This window comes from Kocuria sp. JC486 (assembly GCF_011602805.1).
In the GTDB taxonomy this organism is placed as follows: Bacteria; Actinomycetota; Actinomycetes; order Actinomycetales; family Micrococcaceae; genus Kocuria; species Kocuria soli.
Genome location: NZ_JAAOZS010000008.1, coordinates 78,684 through 96,923, shown reverse-complemented (window position 1 = coordinate 96,923; position 18,240 = coordinate 78,684). Strand labels below are relative to the sequence as shown.

The window sequence follows — 18,240 nt, the reverse complement described above, 5'->3', positions numbered from 1 at the left end:
ACGGTCGATCAGGTCGAGTAGGCGCTGTTCTCCTCGACGTAGTCGTGGGTCAGGTCGTTGGTCCAGATCGTCGCGTCGTGGGCACCGACCTTCAGATCGATCACGACCTCGACCTCGCGGGCCGCCGCCAGGTCCACGCCGTCGCGCGAATCACCGATCATCCCGTCGCGGCACACGGTCACACCGTTGATGCTCACGTCCAGCTCGTCCGGATCGAACACGGACGAGGTGGTGCCCACCGCGGAGAGCACGCGGCCCCAGTTGGGGTCGTTGCCGAAGATGGCGGTCTTGAACAGGTTGGAGCGGGCCACGCTGCGGGAGACTTCTTCGGCCTCCGCCTCGCTCACGGCGTTGACCGTGGTGACCGCGATGTCATGGGAGGCGCCCTCGGCGTCACGGATGAGCTGCTGGGCCAGGCTGTGACACACGGCGGTCAGTGCGCGCACGAATTCTGCTTCCTCCGGCGTCACTTCGGAAGCCCCGGAGCCCATGAGGACCACGGTGTCGTTGGTGGACATGCACCCGTCGGAATCGGTGCGGTCGAAGGTGCTCGCGCAGGCTTCGGCCAGACAGCGTTGCAGCACGTCCGGCTGGAGGTCGGCGTCCGTGGTGATGACCACCAGCATGGTGGCCAGCCCCGGGGCCAACATGCCTGCACCCTTGGCCATGCCCCCGACGCTCCACCCCTCCGCGCTGCGGTGGGTCGCCTGCTTGGGCACGGTGTCCGTGGTCATGATGGCCGTCGCCGCAGCCAGTCCCGCGGCGTCGTCGTCGCCCAAGGCCTCGACGACCAGCGGCACACCGTCCCGGACGGTCTCCAGCGGCAGTTGTTCCCCGATCAGGCCCGTGGAACACACGACGACGTCGCCGGCCCCGATCTCCAAGGCCTCCCCGACCAGCTCGGCCGTCGTGTGGGAGGTCTGGAAACCTTGGGGACCCGTGCAGGCGTTCGCGCCACCGGAGTTCAGGATCACGGCGCGCGCCGCACCGTCGGCGACCACCTGGCGTGACCAATGCACCGGTGCAGCCGCCACCCGGTTGGAGGTGAACACGGCAGCGGCGGCGGACCGCGGACCGTCATTGACCACGAGCGCGAAGTCCGGTTTTCCGGAGGGTTTGAACCCTGCCGTGACACCGGCGGCCCGGAACCCAAGGGCAGCGGTCACTCCCTGCTCGGTGGTCACGGGCACGCCGTGTCCCGGGGCCTGGGAGGGGTACTGGGGTGCCTGGTCGGCTGCGGTCACGGTGCGACTCCCTGCTGGGTCAGTCCCGCCTGTTCGGGCAGGCCGAGAGCGATGTTCATGGATTGCAGGGCACCACCCGCGGTGCCCTTGGTGAGGTTGTCCAAGGCGGCGACGACGATCAGCCGCCCGACGCGTTCGTCCGCGATCACTTGGAGTTGGACGTGGTTGGAGCCCACCGTGGCCTTTGTGGTGGGGATCTGGCCCTCGGGCAGTACGTGCACGAAGGCTTCGTCCGCGTAGGCCTCCAGGTAGAGCTCGCGCACCGCAGCCGCCGAGACGTCCCCGGTGAGCCGCGCCGTCGCCGTCGTCAGGATGCCGCGCGGCATGGGGGCCAGGGTGGGAGTGAAGGAAACCGTGACCTGCTTGCCCCCGGAGGCCCAGCCGAGACCCTGTTCGATCTCGGGAGTGTGTCGGTGCACGCCGCCCACGCCGTAGGCGGTCATGTTGCCCATGACCTCCGAACCCAGCAGATGGGGCTTGAGGGATTTCCCCGCCCCGGAGGTTCCGGACGCGGCCACGATCACGATGTCGGTGGGTTCGACCGCCCCCGCTGCCACCGCGGGTGCCAGAGCCAACTGCGAGCCCGTGGGGTAGCACCCCGGAACGGCGATGCGGGACTGGCCCTCGAGCCGACTGCGCTGGCGCGTCCCGCCCGGATCCACGATCATCTCGGGGAGCCCGTAGGGCCAGGTCCCGGCGTGCTCGGAGCCGTAGAACTGCTGCCACGCGTCGGCGGATTCCAACCGGTGGTCGGCGGCGGCGTCGATCACCACGGTGTCGGCCGGCAGCTGGGCCGCGATCTTCCCCGAGGCCCCGTGCGGCAGGGCCAGGAAAACGACGTCGTGGCCGGAGAGGAATTCCACGCTCGAATCCGTGAGCACGCGATCGGCGAGGGTGTGCAGATGCGGTTGCAGGTCCCCCAGGCGCTGGCCCGCGTTGGAGTGGGCGGCCACCGTCCCCACCTCCACGTCGGGGTGGGCGGTGAGCAGCCGGAGGACCTCCCCTCCCGCGTAGCCCGTGGCACCGGAGACAGCTACGGAAATCGTCATGAACCCACCATACGCAAAGTTATGCAGACCTGTCGATATTTATACAATCTGCCACCGTGTGCCGGTCCTCCAACGGGGATAGGCTCGGATCACGACGACGTACGACACGAGGCAGCAGCCCGTTAGGAGTGGATCGATGCGCGCAATCCGAATTCACGATCACGGTGGCCCGGAGGTCCTGACCTCCGAAGACATCCATGCCCCCACCCCCGGCCCCGGCCAGGTGCTGGTCACGACGTCACGCACGGGCGTGAATTTCATCGAGACCTACCAGCGGGAGGGCGTGTACGACGTCGATCTCCCCTTCCTCCCCGGGTCCGAGGGCGCGGGAGTGGTCGCCGCCGTCGGTGAAGGGGTGAGCTCCCTGTCCGTGGGGCAGCGCGTCATGACCTCTCAGGGCACCGGTACCTACGCCGAACAGTTCCTGGTCAACGCGGATCAGGCCGCGCAGGTTCCGGACAGCATCGGTGACGACGACGCCGGTGCCCTTCCGTTGCAGGGCTTCACGGCCCATTACCTGACCCGGTCCACCTACGAGGTCGGCCCTGAGACGACGGCGGTGATCACGGCCGCCGCCGGTGGCGTGGGAGGCCTGGCGATCCAGCTCATGAAGCAACTGGGCGCCACCGTGATCGGACTGACCTCCTCCCAGGACAAGGCCGAGACGGCCCGGCAGCTCGGCGCCGACCACGTCCTGCCCTACGAAGGGTTTGCCGACGCGGTCCTGGAGCTGACCGACGGTGAAGGCGCAGACGTGGCCTACGACTCCGTGGGAAAGACCACCTTCGACGAATCCTTGGCCGCGGTGAAGACCCGCGGCACTGTGGTGCTGTTCGGTGGCGCCTCCGGCCAGGTCCCGCCCTTCGACCTGCAGCGGTTGAACGCCATGGGTTCGCTCTACGTCACCCGCCCGTCCTTGAACGCCTACCTCCGGACGCCCGAGGAGCTGCAGTGGCGTGCCCGCGAACTCTTCGAGGCCGTGGACGCCGGTCTGCGGGTACGCGTGGGTGGCAGTTACTCGTTGGCCGATGCGGCCTCCGCCCACACGGACCTGGAGTCACGGAACACCCAGGGCAAACTCCTGCTGGTGCCCTGACAGCACTGAACCCGGAGGGGGTGCCCGATTCCGTGCGGGAATCGGGCACCCCCTCCGGGTTCACCAGGTGGTTCTCAGCGGTTACGACGCCGCATCCACATGGCTCCGGCCACTCCCAGGCCCAGGGTCACCACGCCGGCGACCGCCCAGAGCCAGCCCTTGAGCTGCTGCTGGGACACGGTCCGGTCCGTGACGCCGCCGTCGAGCTCCCCGTCCTTCTCCGTGGCCAGCACCTGAAGGGTGTCGTCCTCCACGCCCAGCACGATGTCTGCGCTCTGCTCGAAGTCATCCGTGACCTCACCCGTGCCTTCACCGCGCACCTCGACCGATTCACCCGGGCGGGGGAAGTACGGGTCAGCCATTCCGGAGTCGAACCGCTGATCACCGATCTCGTCGTCCTGGGGAAGGGTGATCTGGTACACGGGGTTGTACTCGGTCCCCTCGAGAGCATTGGTCATGTTGGAGTACTGGCCGCTGACCACCCAGGTCTGGTTGGCCCACCCGCGCAGCTGGTCGGCGCGTTGGAACGCGTTGTAGGAAAAGGCGAAGAGCAGCACGGTCAGCAGCAAGCCCACCACGGCAACGCCCACGGAGGACCAGGTCACGGAGGAATCCGAGGCGCGATCCGCGTCCAGCCGGGAGAAACCCTGCAGTGGGTCGTCCCCGCGTGGGTCCGGGTCCCGTGACTCGGTGGTGTTTTCCGCGGTGTCGTCCTCCGGGCTCTCCCCGCGTTCCGGCACGGCCTCTCCCCCCAGCAGGTCGGATTCCTCGCTGCCGTCGTCGAAGAGATTGTGCTTTTCCATTCAGTGCTCCTGCCGGGGTCTTGTGGACGTGGCCCGATCCCTCATGGGTCGCGCGGCTCCCGTGCACCGACCTCTGGCAGTCGATGCACGGGACCCACATTGCACCCCACGGTATCGCGCGGAGGGTGGGCGGTGGGCCTCAGCCGCGCAGGACCGCACCGTGGCGCTGGGCAGCCAGGTCGACGGCCGCCTGCCGTGAGGCCGAGGCTTCGTCCGCGGTGAGGGTTCGGTCGGGAGCACGGAAGCGCATGGCCAGTGCCACGGACTTCTTGCCGGACTCGATCCGGTCCCCTTCGTAGACGTCAAACACACGCACGTCTTCGAGCAGGTCCCCCGCCCCTTCGGCCAGGGTGTCGACCAGCGCGGCGGCCGGGAGCTCCGCATCCACCAGCAGCGCGACGTCCTGGGTGGCGGCGGTCTGCACGGACAGGCTCTGAGCCTGCACGCCATCGGCCTGGGCACCCATGACGACGTCGAGGTCGAGTTCCGCCGCGCATGTGCGGTCGGGCAGGTTCAGCTGTTGAACCACCTGCGGATGGAGTTCACCGGCCCAACCGACGTGCTCGCCGGCCGGGGTGGTCAGCTCTGCGGTCCGCCCGGGGTGGAAGGCCTGGTGCTTGCCCTGGGCCACGGTCAACCGGACGCCGAGTGCCTGCCCCACCAGCAGCGCGTCGTCCAACGCGTCCTGCCAGTTGTAGGCGTGCGCGGTGACGCCCGGGGCCGTCGCGGCGTCGTTGCCCGCGAGCACGACACCCAGGCGCAGCGGCTGATCCGGGATTCCCGCGTTGATGTCATCCAGGACGGACTGTTCCAGCTGGACGGCCCCCGGCGGCACGTGGGCCGAGCCGACCTGGCTGCCCGGCAGGAACACCAGCCCGGCTTCGAACAGGGCCAGGTCACGGAACCCGCGGGCGTGGTTGCGCCGCAGTGTGTCCAACAGGCCTGGCAGCACGGAGACCCGCAGACGCCCCTTGGCCTCGGAGATCGGGTTGTGCAACTGCACCCCGGCGACGGCCGCTTCGGTGGACGGAGCGCCCCACAGGGTGTTCTCCTCCGCTGCCACGAACGGGTAGCTGAGCACCTCGGTCAGTCCGGCCGCGGCCAGGCTGGTCAGCACGCGCTTGCGGCCGACCTGACGACGGGTCAGGCCACGCCCGGGAGGCGCGATCGGCAGACGGGACGGAATCTTGTCGTACCCGTCCAGCCGGGCGACCTCCTCGGCCAGGTCCTCGGGTGCGATCAGATCTGCCCGCCAGGACGGCGGGGTGACCAGCCAGGCCGCGTCGCCGTCGGCGCCGTTGGACTCGGCCCGCTGCACGGTGCAACCGATCCGGGTCAGCAGTTCCTCGATGCGTTCCCGGGTGTAGTCCACTCCAACGCGCTCGGTGACGTAACCGGCCGGGAGGCGGACGGGTTCGGACTGGGGACGTTCGACGCGCACCTCACCCGCGCCGGGTTCGGCCGTGCCTCCGGCCAACTCGACCAGGAGGTCAACGGCACGCTGTGCGGCCGCGGCCTGAATCTCCGGGTCCACCGAACGCTCGAAACGCTTGGATGCCTCGGAGGGAAGGCGGTGGCGCCGGGCCGAGCGGGCGATCGTGATGGGGTCGAAGTGCGCGGCCTCCACCAGGACGTCGGTGGTGTCCGCACCGACCTCGGTGGTGGCACCGCCCATGACGCCGGCGATGCCGATCGGGCCGGAAGCGTCCGTGATGAGCAGGTCCTCGGCGTCGAGCGTGCGCTGCTTGTCGTCGAGCGTGGTCAGCTTCTCGCCCGCCTGAGCCCGCCGCACCACGATCTTCTGGTTCACCTTGGCCAGGTCGTAGAAGTGCAAGGGCTGACCGAACTCGAGCATGACGTAGTTGGAGATGTCCACCGGCAGGCTCAAGGAGCGGATCCCCGCCAGACGCAGGCGAGACGCCAACCAGGTCGGCGTGGGCCGTGACGGGTCGATGCCCTTGACCACGCGGGTGACGAACCGGTCGCAGCCGGGAACGCCATTGATCGGGGCCTGGTCGGCCAGCTCCACGGGGAAACCGCCGTCGGCGGTGCTTTCCGGGGCCTGTCCGGCGGCGTCCAGGACGAAGTCGTGGAACGGTTCGTTGACCGCGTGGCAGTACTCGCGCGCCACCCCGCGGATCGAGAATCCGTAGCCGCGGTCGGGGGTCACGTTGATCTCGGCGGCTTCGTCGTGCAGTCCCAGCAGTTCGAGGGCATCCGTGCCGAGTTCGGGGTCCAGGCCGATCCGGGAGAGCACCAGGATGCCGTCGTGGTCGTCGCCGATGCCGAGCTCCCGGACGGAGGCGATCATGCCGGCGGAGGTGTGGCCGTAGGTCTTGCGCGGGGTGATGCGGAAGTCACCGGGCAGCACGGCACCCGGGAGGGTGACCACCACCTTGTCCCCGACCTCGAAGTTGTGGGCACCGCACACGATGCCCTGCACGCCGGAGGGCTCAATGCCCTTGCCCGTCAGGCTCTGTTCCTGGCCTTCCGGGACCACGCGGACCTGGCACCAGTTGACCGTCTTGCCATTGGAGTGCTCCTCCGGCTCACGGCTCAGGACCTGACCGACGACGACGGGGCCGGAGATCTCGTCCGACGGCCGGTGGACCTCTTCCTCCTCGAAGCCGACCGACACCATGGTTTCGAGCACCTGCTCGGCTGTGGCCCCCTCCGGGACCGGCGCGTACTCACGCAGCCATGACAAAGGAATGCGCATGTCAGACCTCCATTCCGAAGTGCTGGCTGAACCGAATGTCACCCTCGACGATGTCGTGCATGTCGGGGACGTTGTTGCGGAACATCAACGTGCGGTCGATGCCCATGCCGAATGCGAAGCCGGAGTAGACCTCCGGATCCACGCCCGCCGAACGCAGGACGTTGGGGTGCACCATGCCGCAGCCGCCCCATTCGATCCAGCGCGGGCCACCCTTGGCGTTCGGGTGCCACACGTCCATTTCGGCCGAGGGCTCCGTGAACGGGAAGTAGTTGGGGCGAAGGCGGATCTTGGCCTCCGGGCCCAGCATCTGGCGTGCGAAGTGCTCCAGCGTGCCCTTGAGATCCGACATGGCCAGGCCCTTGTCCACGGCCAGGCCTTCGATCTGGTGGAACACAGGCGTGTGCGTGGCGTCGAGTTCATCCGTGCGGAACACGCGGCCCGGGGCCACGATGTAGATCGGCACGTCGCGCGAGAGCAGCGAGCGCATCTGCACCGGAGAGGTGTGGGTGCGCAGGACCAGGTGCGATTCCGGCGGATCCACGAAGAACGTGTCCTGCAGCTGGCGGGCGGGGTGATCGGGCTTGAAGTTCAGGGAGTCGAAGTTGTACCACTCGGACTCGACCTCGGGGCCTTCGGCCACTTCCCAGCCCATGCCGACGAAGATCTCCGCCGCACGGTCCATGAGCATGCTGATGGGGTGACGGCCGCCGATGCGACGTCGTCGTCCGGCGGCCGTGACGTCCACGGCCTCTTCGACCAGGATCCGTTCGGCGTGCTCCGCCTCCAGGACTTCCTGGCGGGCGGCAACGGCCTTGTTCACGCGGCCGCGGGCCTGTCCCATGAGCTTGCCCGCAACGGCCTTCTGGTCCTTGGGGAGCTTGCCGATCGCGCGGTTGCCCAGGGCCAGCGGGGACTTCTCCCCCGTGTGCGCCAGCCGGGCGACCTTGAGCTGGTCCAGGTCCGTGGCGGCGTCGATGGCGGCCAGAGCCTGATCGACCGCCGCGTTCACCGCTGCTTCGTCCGTGGGATCGACGGCGGGATCCGCTGGGGCATCGGTCTGGACGGACTGGGGTTCGGCCGGGTCCTTCTCCGGTGTCGGTTCTGGCGTGCTCTGGGACATGCGGCTTCTTGACCTCTGCTTTCGGTACGCGCGCTCCGGGTGGAGCCGCCTCGGCCGTCAGAGGCCGGGTCGATTCACCGGAGTCCCCGTTGGCAGGGCGCACCACGCGCGGAATGACCCGAGGTCACTCCTGCCCCGGGCCGGACACAGTCTACCGAGTTCCCGTTCCTTCCGCCGACCACACCGTTTCCCGTCGACCGCACCCCGGACACGCGGTGTGGTCGCAACCAGCGGTGTGGTCGACGGGGAGGAAAGGGCTCAGCGGAGCCGGGCGAGCAAGGCTTCCACGATCGGACGGTCGGCCGGGATCCATTCGAGGTCCCGGGCGGCTGCGCCGTCGTCGTGCAGCGGGATCCAGCGCAGATCCAGGTGGTCGGCGCCGTCGTACTGGGGGCCGAGCATCAGTTCGCCGTCGGTGACCACGGCGGTCCAGACCCGCATGGCCGAGGACTCCTTGAGCGGCCAGCCCTGGGCGTGCGGTCCGGGGATTTCGTCCAGCAGGCGCAACTGGACGTCGAGTTCCTCGGAACACTCTCGGATCAACGCGGCTTCGCAGGAGGCATCATCGGGGTCCGCTTTGCCCCCGGGGAACTCCCACATGCCTCGCAGTGTCTCCGGGTACGCCCGCTGGGCGGCCAGGAAATGGGTGGGGTTCTCCGCGTCATCGAGGACGGCGGCGCCCACCACCTGTGTCCGGAAGACGTGCTCCGGCCCGTACTCCGGCCCGATCTCTTCGGTCACGACGACGCCCCTCTCCGCTGAGCCCTGGCGGATGCGTAGAGGCACAGCGTGGCAGCGGTCCCCACGTTGAGCGATTCGGCCCGCCCGTACAGGGGCACGGCCACGCGATGGGCTGCGGCGGCTTTCTCTTGTTCGGACAAGCCCTGCGCCTCGTTGCCGAACAGCCAGGCGGTCGGCGCCGAGAGGTCACACGGCGCGGCAGCACCGGACACGGAGGCATCCTGGAGGGTGTCCAGATCAAGCGGCGCGTATCCGTCCGCGGCCAGCAGTTGGGCCCCGGAGACACCGACAACCTCCAAGAGGTCACCGAACTCAACACCCGACACCACGGGCAGGTGGAACAGCGAACCGGCGGTCGAGCGCACGGTCTTGGGGTTGAAGAGGTCGACGGACCCGGTGGTCAGCACGACGGCGTCGGCGCCGGCGGCATCCGCCGCCCGGATGATCGTCCCCGCATTTCCGGGATCCTGGACGCGGCACAGGACGGCCGTGAGGCGAGCGCCGCCCAGGACGTCGGGGAGAACCTGGGCAGCTACGCGGCACACCGCGATCGCCCCCTGGGGTGACTGCGCATCGGACATGGCACGCAGCACCTCGTCCGTCACCAGGCGGACGAAGACCCGCTGCCCACCAGGGACATCCGAGGCCCCGTCGGAGACCGCCCGGCTCACCAGTTCCGCGATGTCGGGGTGGTGTTGCAGGCAGTCTCCCGTCACGTACAGGGCGTCCAGTTCGGGGACGTCGATCGCCGTCGTCCCCGTGCTGCGGTCCAGGTGGGCAGCCAAAGCCTCCCGGACGTTCTGCGGCCCCTCGGCCAGGAACAGTCCGTGCTTGGAACGCGCGGAACGCCTCGCCAAACCCGCTACGGTCCGGACCCGATCGGCTCGGGGGTTGGACAGAACGGATTCGGCGAGGCGTTCCGGAATGCTCACGTCAGTGCGCGCCAGAAAGGATCAGGCAGCGTCGCGCGGAGCGGAGGTGTCAGCCGGCAGAGCCTTCTTGGCCACCTCGACCAGGGCCACGAAAGCGGCCTCGTCGGTCACGGCGAGCTCGGCGAGCATACGGCGGTCGACCTCGACCTCAGCCAGCTTGAGGCCCTGGATGAAGCGGTTGTAGGTCAGGCCGTTGGCGCGGGCAGCGGCGTTGATGCGCTGGATCCACAGACGACGGAAGTCACCCTTGCGGGCGCGACGGTGGTCGTAGTTGTAGACGTACGAGTGGATGACCTGTTCCTTGGCCTTGCGGTACAGGCGCGAGCGCTGTCCGCGGTAGCCGGAGGCGGCTTCCAGAGTAGTCCGACGCTTCTTGTGGGCGTTGACCGCCCGCTTCACACGTGCCACGTGTGTACTCCTTCGATGTTCTCACCGGTTGGGGCACCGGTTGTTGGCTTGCACGTTCGGGTGCGGGACGCCGTGGCGCCCGTGGGAGCTCAGAGAGCCGGGGTCACTTACCCAGCATCTTCTTGACGACCTTGGCCTCGCCCGGGGTGACGATCTTGTCGCCGGCAAGGCGGCGGGTCAGGCGGGAGGACTTGTGCTCCAGGTAGTGGCGGCGGTTGGCCTGCTGGCGCTTGACCTTGCCCGAACCCGTGATCTTGAAGCGCTTCTTGGCACCCGAGTGGGTCTTCATCTTCGGCATGTCAGCCGTCTCCTTGTTGAATCTCACCGTCGTTCACGGTGCGTCACCGGTGTGGTGACCTGGTCTGCGCGGTGCCGCACGTGTTCGGTGCGGCACCGCCTGTTGTGCTCGATCCGTCGTCTCCCGGTCCCGGGTGCGACGGTTGAGTCTGTCTCAGCCCTGGCTAGGCCCCGGCTTGGGGCCGGGACGCGGGCCGGCACCGGGCTTCGGTGCGGGCTTGGCGGAGGCACCCGGCTTGGGCACGCCTCCTGGCTTGGGTGCCGCGCCCGGTGCGGGTGCGGGTCGTGCGGCGGGGCGCGGTGCGTTGGCGGGACGCGGGGCCGACGACGCCGGACGCGGGCCTGCCGAGCGGGCCGGTGCACCGGTCCGCGGGCCCGACGACGGACGGCTGCCCTCGGTGCGGGGAGCGGAGGACGGACGCCCACCGGGGCGGCCGCCGCGATCGGAGCTGCGCTCCGGGCGGTCGCCGCGGTCCGACCCGCGATCGGGACGATCTCCCCCGCGGGGTCCGCCACGTTCACCGCTGCGGCCGCGACCACCAGCACCACGCTCGCGACGCTCCTCCTTGGGAGCCATCACAGGCGGCTGGTCCTCGGAGACCTTCAGCGGCGGGGCACCTTCCGGCACCTCGAACTTCTGCTCGGCCATCTTCCGCAGCTCATCGGGGATGGCTTCCCCGATGCTGTTTCCACCAACCGGCAGCGCGGACTCGGTGTCGATCATCCCGGCCGCGCGGGCTTCACGCTCACGGTCACGCCGCGAGGACTTGGTCTTGAGCGGCACGCGCGACTCGGTTTCCTCCGAGTGCTTCGCACGCCGGGCGGCCGCACGGGCCTCCGACTTGTTCTTGAGCGGGCCCAGCACCATGACCATGTTGCGGCCGTCCTGGCGCGGACTGGATTCGACCTGGCCGAACTCCTCCAGGTCCTCCGCGAGCTTCTGCAGCAGGCGGACGCCCATTTCCGGGCGGGACTGCTCACGGCCGCGGAACTGGATCATGGCCTTGACCTTGTCGCCCTCGCCCAGGAAGCGACGAGCGTGACCGACCTTGGTCTCGTAGTCGTGGTCGTCGATCTTCAGACGGAAACGGACCTCTTTGAGGTTGGTGTTGGTCTGGTTCTTGCGGGACTCACGGGCCTTGACCGCGGCTTCGTACTTGTACTTGCCGAAGTCCATGAGCTTGGCCACAGGCGGCTTAGCGTTGGGAGCCACCTCGACCAGATCCAGGTCCGATTCGCGGGCAAGTCGCATGGCGTCCTCAACTCGGACGATGCCAACCTGCTCACCACCGGGGCCCACAAGACGGACCTCGGGGACTCGGATTCTGTCGTTGATGCGTGGATCGCTGATGCTTGACTCCTGATCTACAGCCGGGTTCCACCCCGGCGTCCTGGTGCTCTTCGAGTGCGATGGCAACAAAAAAACCTCCGCTGCCATGAGGGCCAAGCGGAGGTCACGGTGAACGTCGCCACGGAACCACCGGGGTTCCACCATCGCAACCGTTGCTGCGATCGTCGGTCCGTCGGGACCGTTGGGCGGACGATTCTTCGTCTCTTACCCGGGGACTGCTGCGAGCAGGTCCTTCTGCCGCTGCGTCCGCGCGGGTGGGAGTCACCTCCACTTGCGCACTGCCGACCATTATACACGGGGAGCCGCGGGACGGGCAGGGGCCGCGACGTGATCCGCCTCCCGTCGTAGGCACCGGGCGGGGCTGTGGTCACTGCCTATCGGAATCAGGTCCCAGAAAGGGTGCCGTGAGAGATTCGACGGCGTCCCAGAGTTCAGTCTCGCGGCCGATGTCATAAGACTCAGGGGAGGAATCCACGACGCGCCCACGGTCGATGTAGGCGCCATTGGGCGCTGCGTTCCCGGCGAACATGGCGTCCGTCAGCAACTCGCCGGCACGTTGCGCCGATGTGGCCAGCGGCGACAGGGTGAGCAGGGGCATGATGCGTCTCATCACGTACCTCGCCGGTGCCGCGGCTTCTCGAGCCAGGCCCGTCGCCGGCACGAAACCAGGGTTGTACGCGTGGAACGTGCCGTCACCGGCAAAGTGTCGGGAGTAGGCGTGAACCAGGTAGATCCCAGCCAGTTTGCTGGTCGAATAGGCCATGCGCCCAGCGCTGGCGCGCGCAGGGCGGGGGAAGGCTCCGGGACGGACCAGGGTCTGCGGATCAGCCCACCGCGGGCCCGGCACCATCCCGAGGTTGTGCCGGAGGTCGCCGAAGTGCGTGTCGCTGACGGTCACCACCGTGTGCGCGGCCGGTGCAGCGTCTTCTCCGAGCAGTCGGATCAAGACGTGGTTGGCCAGGACATTGACCGCAAAAGTCGATTCGAATCCGTCTTCGGTCACGGTCAGCGCGTTGGTGTGTTGCACTCCCCCGTTGAGGGCCATGACACGGATGGGAGGGACAACACCGTCGGAGACCAGTGCCGCCACATGGAAAGCAGCCGCTTGCATACTGCCCATGGACGCCAGATCGGCGTCGATCACGGAAACCCGCGCAGGATCCGCCCCGAAGGAACGCACCACGTCAGGGGTCCCGGGACGAGCCAGGACGAGCAGGTGCGACTGCGGGCTCTCGGCCAGGACTCGACGCGCCGCCACGTGACCGATACCGCGAGTGGCGCCGGTCATCAACACAGTTTGTTCCGCCATCATGTTCCGCGATCCACCTCCCGGGGATGACGTACGTCGCGAACGGCAGCACCTCCACGGCGCTGCCCGTTGCACTGTCACTTCGTTGCACCACCAGCATGCAACACCGGTACCGGTCGCCCCTTAGGCTTGCGCGTATGACTTCCGAGAACACCTTCCGCTTCGACGACGACGCCCCTTCCGACCCGCACGACCAGGGTTCCGGCGTCGGTGGATTGGAACCCGAGACGAAGGCGGCCGTGGACGAACAGATGCGTGACATCGCGGAGGTTCCCGCGATCGAGGTGATCACCACGTCGGCGGTGCACCTGATGTCTGCGGCCGCCGTGAAGTGCGGCCTGGCCGACTCCCCCGACGCGGATGACCTCAAGGACCTGGACGAGGCACGCAAGCTCATCACGGCCCTGGCGGGGTTCGTGACCGCGGCCGCCCCGGAAATCGGTTCCCAACACGCAGCACCGTTGCGCGACGGCCTGCGCTCCCTGCAGTTGGCCTTCCGCGAGGCCTCCCCCTATCCCGATCAGCCGGGGCAGGGACCGGGCGAGAAGTTCACCGGCCCGGTCTACAGCTGAGCGGTCTCCAGCGTGATCTCCAGGGAATCGACGCCGTCGGCCAACGCCGGTTCCCTGGCGATCCGCAGTTGAAAGACCTCCAGAACCGCGTTCAACCGGTCACGGTCCAGACCGGGGAGCAGCTGAAGGACCACGTTGAGTTCGGGCCCCGGCCCTCCGCCGCGCAGAGGGTTGCCGTTGGGTGCCACCGCGTTGGCGCCACGGCCGGGGCGGACGTGAGCTCCGGCCACCCCCGTCAGCCCCAGGGCGGCGTCGAGCACGGCGCGGGACACGTCGGCATCGGCGTACGACGGACGCCAGGTCTCCGCCTTGGCCACGGCCCACAGCGCGGGGCGCCTGACCACGAAGGGCTGGGCGGACCCCGGGTTCAGGACCAGTAATTCCGTGCCGTCCTTGACCGCAGCGAGCGCGATCTTGCGGACCTGCGCGGCGACCGGACGGGCTTCCTTATGCCACTGCCCGATGAGGCGGTCCGAGGTGAAGACGGGTTGCGCCTTGCGCCCGTCAGCGGCCTGCAGGGTCACCAACGACATGTCGGCTTCCTTGTCCGCCACGAGCCCGTCCTCCGTGATCTCGGCGTGGCTGACCTCCGCGAACACCGGGACGAACAGCCTGGTGTCCGCCAAGGCGGCCACCACGTCGGTCTCGTCGGCCTCCCCGACTTCCCAGCGCTCAAGGACGCGGGCCAGGGCACGGTCGGCGGCCCCGTCGTCGTCAGCGAACTGGTGGGTGTGCCCGTGCGCCAGATCACGCCCGGCCCATGCCTGACCACCGGTGTCCGTTTCGCCTCCGGCACTGCGGAGCTGAGCCGCGATGTGCGGGGGCAGCTGCCGTCCACCCGGGGTCTGTTCGGAGGCCATCAGGCGGGGGGACGGCCGGCGACGTCGAGGGCCTGTTCCAACGTGAAGCGGCCCGCGTAGAGCGCCTTGCCCATGATGGCGCCCTCCACGCCGGCGGGAACCAGCTGTCGCAGCTGCGCGATGTCCTCGAGGGTGGCGATGCCACCGGAGGCCACGACGGGCTTGTTGGTCCGCTGCGCAACGTCCTTGAGCAACTCCACGTTGGGGCCCTTGAGCGTGCCGTCCTTGGTCACATCCGTCACGACGTAGCGCGAGCAACCATCCGCTTCCAGGCGGTCGAGCACCTCCCAGAGGTCGCCGCCTTCCTTGGTCCAACCGCGCGCGGCCAGGGTGGTTCCGCGGACGTCCAGCCCGACGGCGATCTTGTCACCGTGCTCGGCGAGGACCTTCCGGGTCCATTCGGGGTTCTCGAGGGCCGCCGTGCCGAGGTTCACCCGCGCGGGGTTCAGGGACAGAGCGCGTTCCAGTGATTCGTCGTCGCGGATGCCGCCGGACATCTCGACCTTGAGGTCCAGGGCCTGGGCCACCCGGGTCAGGACGTCGATGTTCTCGCCCGTGCCGAACGCGGCGTCCAGGTCGACCAGGTGCAGCCACTCGGCTCCCGCGTCCTGCCAGGCCTGCGCCGCCTCGAGCGGGTCGCCGTAACCGGTCTCCGAGCCAGACTCCCCCTGAACCAGGCGGACGGCCTGGCCGTCGCGCACGTCCACGGCAGGCAGCAGCTCCAGGCGCGGCAGGCCCTGTCCCTGAGCGGCGAGTTCTGCCACGCGTTCGGCGGTGTTCTCAGTCATGTGTTTCCTCACGAATGTTCTCGGGTTGGTTCTCGCGGTGACCACAGTGGCGGTTCTGGGCCGGTTGGGGCCGGTTCCGGGCCGGATGGGGCACGTGAATTCTCAGGCGTTCAGGCCGACCAGCCAGGACCAGCCGCCGTAGACGATCAGCGCTGCCGAGGCCAGGGCCACCAGGCCCACGACCCACTTGGGGAACCCCTGCTGGTGGAACGAGATGACGCCTCCGGCCAGGAAGGCGCCCAGGACCATCAGAATCACGGACCAGCTCATGCTTCTCTCCCGGCAGCAGCCTCGGCCTGAGCCTGGGAGGTGGCCTCCGGCAGGCCGTCGTCGTCATGGCGCTGCTCGAGGAGGGCATCAAGGCGGCCCGTGGTCGGCAGGGTGGCGATCCAGTTGCGGAGCAACTGCAGGCCGGCCTCACCGGATTTCTCCGGGTGGAACTGGGTGGCGCACAGAGCCCCGTTCTCGACCGCAGCCACGAACGGCGCACCGTGCTCCGACCAGGTGACCTGCGGCGGGACCATGTGGCTGCTCCCGACCTCGAAGTTCCAGTCCTGCACCCCGTAGGAATGCACGAAGTAGAACCGCTGGTCCTCGATGCCCTTGAACAGTTCGGTTTCCGGCGGCGTCCGAACCGTGTTCCACCCCATGTGTGGAACCACGGGGGCGCGAAGCCGCTCGACCGTGCCGGGCCATTGCCCCAGCCCCTCGGTCTCCTCCCCGTGCTCGACCCCTCGGTCGAAGAGCACCTGCAGCCCCACGCAGATTCCCAGGACCGGGCGGCCACCCATCAGACGGCGTTCGATCAGCGGGACGGCGCCGACCTCGCGGAGCCCGTCGACCACGGCCCGGAACGCCCCGACGCCGGGGACCACCAGGCCGTCGGCGTCCAGGGCTGCCTGCTTGTCGCGCGTCAACAGGACGCGAGCACCGGCCGCCTCGAGGGCCCGTACGGCGGAGCGGACGTTCCCGGCCCCGTAGTCGAGCACGACGACGACCGGTTCCGCGTGGGTGGATCCCGTGGGCCCGGCGCCGACGGTCTCAGGGGCCGGGATGGTCTTGCCTTCGGGGGTCACACCGTCCGAGGCCTCCCGCATCACAGGGCGCCCTTGGTCGAAGGCACTCCGGTGACCCGCGGGTCCGGTTCGACGGCGGATCGCAGGGCGCGGGCCAGCGCCTTGAACTGTGCTTCCGCGATGTGGTGGGGATCCCGGCCGCGCACGAGTTCCATGTGCAGGCAGATCTCCGCGTGGAAGGTCAACGACTCGAACACGTGTTGGACCATCGATCCCGTGAAGTGCCCGCCGATCAGGTGGTACTGCTGGCCTTCGGGCTCGCCGACGTGGACACAGTACGGGCGGCCGGACACGTCGACGACGGCGCGGGCCAGCGCCTCGTCCAACGGGACGGAGGCTTCCCCGAAACGCCGGATGCCGCGCTTGTCCCCCAGCGCCTCCTTGATGGCTTCGCCGATCACGATGGCCGTGTCCTCCACGACGTGGTGCACGTCGATTTGGGTGTCCCCCGTGGCTTCGACCTTGAGGTCGATCAGGGAGTGCTTGGACAGCGCGGTGAGCATGTGGTCGTAGAACGGGACGGTGGTGGAGATCTGGTTCTCCCCCGTGCCGTCCAGACTCACCTCCACGGCGATCTGCGATTCGTTGGTCTTGCGCTCCACGCGGGCCGTACGGCCACGGGCTGCGCCGTCACGGGCGGTGGTTTCGGTGGGCTGGTCGGTGGTGCTCACACGGTCTCCGTGGGGTGCTCGGTGTCGGTCTTGCGGTCCAGAAATGCCTCGACGGCGTCCAGGAAGGCGGTGGTCTCCTGCTCGGTCCCGGACGTCACCCGCAAGTGGCTCGGGATTCCGACGTCGCGGATGAGAACGCCACGTTCCAGGAGGTGGCGCCACATGTCCCCGGAGTCGAAATCGCCGCCGAAGAACACGAAGTTGGAATCGGAATGGGCCGGTTCGAGCCCCATGCGTTTGAGCTCGTCCACGATCCGGTCGCGCTGCATCTTGATGTCTTCGACGTCGGCCATGAGCGTTTCACGGTGCCGCAGGGCAGCCAGCGCCGTCGCCTGGGTGACCGCGGACAGGTGATAGGGCAGGCGCACCAAACGCACGGCGTCACTGACCTCCGGCGCGGCGGCGAAGTAACCGATCCGAGCACCGGCCAGGGCGAAGGCCTTGGACATGGTCCGGGTCACCACCAGGCGGGGGCGACCGGGCAGTAATCGCAGGGCGGTGGCCGCGGGATTGCGGGCGAACTCGGCGTAGGCCTCGTCCACGACGACGATCGTGTTGCTCTCCTCCCCTGCCTGGTACACGGCCTCCACGACGTCGTCGTCAAGCGCTGTACCGGTGGGGTTGTTCGGGGAACAGAGGATCACGATGCTGGGGCGGTGTTCGCGCACCTGGTCCGCCGCCGATTCCGGGGTCAGTGTGAAGTCGGTTGCCCGCTGACCGGCAATGAATTCGGTGTTCGTGCCCGCCGCCAGGATCGGGTACATCGAGTAGGTCGGGACGAACGAGAGGACCGCGCGTCCCGGGCCCCCGAAGGCCTGCATGAGTTGCTGCAGGATCTCGTTGGACCCGTTGGCGGCCCACAGGTTCTCGGCCGACAGCCCGTGGCCCAGGTACTGGGCCAGCTCCTGACGCAGTTGAGTGAACTCCCGGTCCGGGTAACGGTTCAGCCCGCGCGCGGCGCGGGAGACCTCCTCCACGATCGCCTGCTGGACGTCAGCGGGGACCGGATGGGTGTTCTCGTTGGTGTTGAGCGTGACCGCCACGTCGAGCTGCGGGGCCCCGTACGGGCTCTTGTCACGCAGGTCGTCACGCAGGGGCAGGGCGTTGAGAAGTTCGGTGCGGTCGTTGGGCTCAGTCACCGGGCCAGTCTACGAGGCACGGGCCCGGGCCGCGATTCACAACGACGACGACCGTGCGACCGCAC

General features: G+C 68.6%; 19 protein-coding genes. 2 read left to right on the top strand and 17 right to left on the bottom strand.

Annotated features, from left to right (window positions below; translation table 11 throughout):
- Nucleotides 1-8: 8 nt before the first annotated feature.
- Nucleotides 9-1,190, bottom strand: coding sequence for a bifunctional glutamate N-acetyltransferase/amino-acid acetyltransferase ArgJ (gene argJ, locus GWK18_RS06230; protein WP_348535858.1), 1,182 nt, complete (start codon nt 1,188-1,190; stop codon nt 9-11).
- A 50-nt stretch (nt 1,191-1,240) separates the two neighbouring features.
- Nucleotides 1,241-2,293, bottom strand: coding sequence for an N-acetyl-gamma-glutamyl-phosphate reductase (gene argC, locus GWK18_RS06225; protein WP_166833907.1), 1,053 nt, complete (start codon nt 2,291-2,293; stop codon nt 1,241-1,243).
- 136 nt (nt 2,294-2,429) lie between these two features.
- Here argC and GWK18_RS06220 point away from each other — a divergent pair, with 136 nt between their 5' ends.
- Nucleotides 2,430-3,389: a quinone oxidoreductase gene (locus GWK18_RS06220; protein ID WP_166833905.1), complete on the top strand. Its 960-nt coding sequence runs from the start codon at nt 2,430-2,432 to the stop codon at nt 3,387-3,389.
- Between the two features lie 74 nt (nt 3,390-3,463).
- On the opposite strand, the gene GWK18_RS06215 is transcribed toward GWK18_RS06220, so the two are convergent.
- From GWK18_RS06215 to GWK18_RS06175, 9 genes are all read right to left on the bottom strand, one after another.
- Nucleotides 3,464-4,192 (bottom strand): hypothetical protein, encoded by a 729-nt coding sequence (locus GWK18_RS06215; protein ID WP_166833903.1) that lies wholly within the window; start codon nt 4,190-4,192, stop codon nt 3,464-3,466.
- A 139-nt stretch (nt 4,193-4,331) separates the two neighbouring features.
- Entirely contained in the window at nt 4,332-6,911 is a 2,580-nt protein-coding gene (gene pheT, locus GWK18_RS06210; RefSeq protein WP_166833901.1) for a phenylalanine--tRNA ligase subunit beta, read from the bottom strand.
- Nucleotide 6,912: 1 nt separating this feature from the next.
- Nucleotides 6,913-8,031, bottom strand: coding sequence for a phenylalanine--tRNA ligase subunit alpha (pheS, locus tag GWK18_RS06205; protein ID WP_166833899.1), 1,119 nt, complete (start codon nt 8,029-8,031; stop codon nt 6,913-6,915).
- A 258-nt stretch (nt 8,032-8,289) separates the two neighbouring features.
- Nucleotides 8,290-8,772, bottom strand: a complete 483-nt coding sequence (locus GWK18_RS06200; RefSeq protein WP_348535852.1) for an NUDIX domain-containing protein — start codon at nt 8,770-8,772, stop codon at nt 8,290-8,292.
- Entirely contained in the window at nt 8,769-9,704 is a 936-nt protein-coding gene (locus GWK18_RS06195; RefSeq protein ID WP_166833897.1) for an RNA methyltransferase, read from the bottom strand. The genes GWK18_RS06200 and GWK18_RS06195 overlap by 4 nt, the downstream gene beginning before the upstream one ends.
- 21 nt (nt 9,705-9,725) lie before the next feature.
- Nucleotides 9,726-10,112 (bottom strand): 50S ribosomal protein L20, encoded by a 387-nt coding sequence (gene rplT, locus GWK18_RS06190; RefSeq protein WP_123825717.1) that lies wholly within the window; start codon nt 10,110-10,112, stop codon nt 9,726-9,728.
- Nucleotides 10,113-10,215: 103 nt separating this feature from the next.
- Nucleotides 10,216-10,410: a 50S ribosomal protein L35 gene (gene rpmI, locus GWK18_RS06185; protein ID WP_047692783.1), complete on the bottom strand. Its 195-nt coding sequence runs from the start codon at nt 10,408-10,410 to the stop codon at nt 10,216-10,218.
- A 153-nt stretch (nt 10,411-10,563) separates the two neighbouring features.
- On the bottom strand, nt 10,564-11,826 hold the full coding sequence (infC, locus tag GWK18_RS06180; RefSeq protein WP_245192934.1) for a translation initiation factor IF-3: 1,263 nt from the start codon (nt 11,824-11,826) through the stop codon (nt 10,564-10,566).
- 301 nt (nt 11,827-12,127) lie between these two features.
- Complete coding sequence (locus GWK18_RS06175) at nt 12,128-13,048, bottom strand: SDR family NAD(P)-dependent oxidoreductase (protein WP_245192932.1); 921 nt, start codon at nt 13,046-13,048, stop codon at nt 12,128-12,130.
- A 158-nt stretch (nt 13,049-13,206) separates the two neighbouring features.
- On the opposite strand from GWK18_RS06175, the gene GWK18_RS06170 reads away from it, so the two are divergent.
- Nucleotides 13,207-13,641 (top strand): DUF1844 domain-containing protein, encoded by a 435-nt coding sequence (locus GWK18_RS06170; RefSeq protein ID WP_166833891.1) that lies wholly within the window; start codon nt 13,207-13,209, stop codon nt 13,639-13,641.
- Here the strand turns inward: GWK18_RS06170 and GWK18_RS06165 are convergent.
- The 6 genes from GWK18_RS06165 to GWK18_RS06140 form a co-directional block, all read right to left on the bottom strand.
- A complete protein-coding gene (locus GWK18_RS06165; protein ID WP_123825714.1) occupies nt 13,632-14,501 on the bottom strand; it encodes an SseB family protein in 870 nt (289 codons plus the stop codon). The genes GWK18_RS06170 and GWK18_RS06165 overlap by 10 nt on opposite strands.
- Nucleotides 14,501-15,289 (bottom strand): bifunctional 1-(5-phosphoribosyl)-5-((5-phosphoribosylamino)methylideneamino)imidazole-4-carboxamide isomerase/phosphoribosylanthranilate isomerase PriA, encoded by a 789-nt coding sequence (gene priA, locus GWK18_RS06160; RefSeq protein ID WP_166833890.1) that lies wholly within the window; start codon nt 15,287-15,289, stop codon nt 14,501-14,503. The genes GWK18_RS06165 and priA overlap by 1 nt, the downstream gene beginning before the upstream one ends.
- 102 nt (nt 15,290-15,391) lie before the next feature.
- Complete coding sequence (locus tag GWK18_RS06155) at nt 15,392-15,559, bottom strand: hypothetical protein (RefSeq protein ID WP_166833888.1); 168 nt, start codon at nt 15,557-15,559, stop codon at nt 15,392-15,394.
- On the bottom strand, nt 15,556-16,386 hold the full coding sequence (gene hisH, locus GWK18_RS06150) for an imidazole glycerol phosphate synthase subunit HisH (protein WP_166833886.1): 831 nt from the start codon (nt 16,384-16,386) through the stop codon (nt 15,556-15,558). The genes GWK18_RS06155 and hisH overlap by 4 nt, the downstream gene beginning before the upstream one ends.
- Nucleotides 16,386-17,036 (bottom strand): imidazoleglycerol-phosphate dehydratase HisB, encoded by a 651-nt coding sequence (hisB, locus tag GWK18_RS06145; protein ID WP_166833884.1) that lies wholly within the window; start codon nt 17,034-17,036, stop codon nt 16,386-16,388. The genes hisH and hisB overlap by 1 nt, the downstream gene beginning before the upstream one ends.
- Nucleotides 17,033-18,175, bottom strand: a complete 1,143-nt coding sequence (locus GWK18_RS06140; protein ID WP_123825707.1) for a histidinol-phosphate transaminase — start codon at nt 18,173-18,175, stop codon at nt 17,033-17,035. The genes hisB and GWK18_RS06140 overlap by 4 nt, the downstream gene beginning before the upstream one ends.
- Between the last annotated feature and the right edge of the window lie 65 nt (nt 18,176-18,240).

Excerpts from the sequence above, each read along its gene's own strand:
- argC (WP_166833907.1), bottom strand. The coding sequence starts at position 2,293 with ATGACGATTTCCGTAGCTGTCTCCGGTGCCACGGGCTACGCGGGAGGG.
- GWK18_RS06220 (WP_166833905.1), top strand. The coding sequence starts at position 2,430 with ATGCGCGCAATCCGAATTCACGATCACGGTGGCCCGGAGGTCCTGACC.
- GWK18_RS06215 (WP_166833903.1), bottom strand. The coding sequence starts at position 4,192 with ATGGAAAAGCACAATCTCTTCGACGACGGCAGCGAGGAATCCGACCTG.
- pheT (WP_166833901.1), bottom strand. The coding sequence starts at position 6,911 with ATGCGCATTCCTTTGTCATGGCTGCGTGAGTACGCGCCGGTCCCGGAG.
- pheS (WP_166833899.1), bottom strand. The coding sequence starts at position 8,031 with ATGTCCCAGAGCACGCCAGAACCGACACCGGAGAAGGACCCGGCCGAA.
- rpmI (WP_047692783.1), bottom strand. The coding sequence starts at position 10,410 with ATGCCGAAGATGAAGACCCACTCGGGTGCCAAGAAGCGCTTCAAGATC.
- GWK18_RS06175 (WP_245192932.1), bottom strand. The coding sequence starts at position 13,048 with ATGACCGGCGCCACTCGCGGTATCGGTCACGTGGCGGCGCGTCGAGTC.
- GWK18_RS06170 (WP_166833891.1), top strand. The coding sequence starts at position 13,207 with ATGACTTCCGAGAACACCTTCCGCTTCGACGACGACGCCCCTTCCGAC.
- GWK18_RS06165 (WP_123825714.1), bottom strand. The coding sequence starts at position 14,501 with ATGGCCTCCGAACAGACCCCGGGTGGACGGCAGCTGCCCCCGCACATC.
- priA (WP_166833890.1), bottom strand. The coding sequence starts at position 15,289 with ATGACTGAGAACACCGCCGAACGCGTGGCAGAACTCGCCGCTCAGGGA.
- GWK18_RS06155 (WP_166833888.1), bottom strand. The coding sequence starts at position 15,559 with ATGAGCTGGTCCGTGATTCTGATGGTCCTGGGCGCCTTCCTGGCCGGA.
- hisH (WP_166833886.1), bottom strand. The coding sequence starts at position 16,386 with ATGCGGGAGGCCTCGGACGGTGTGACCCCCGAAGGCAAGACCATCCCG.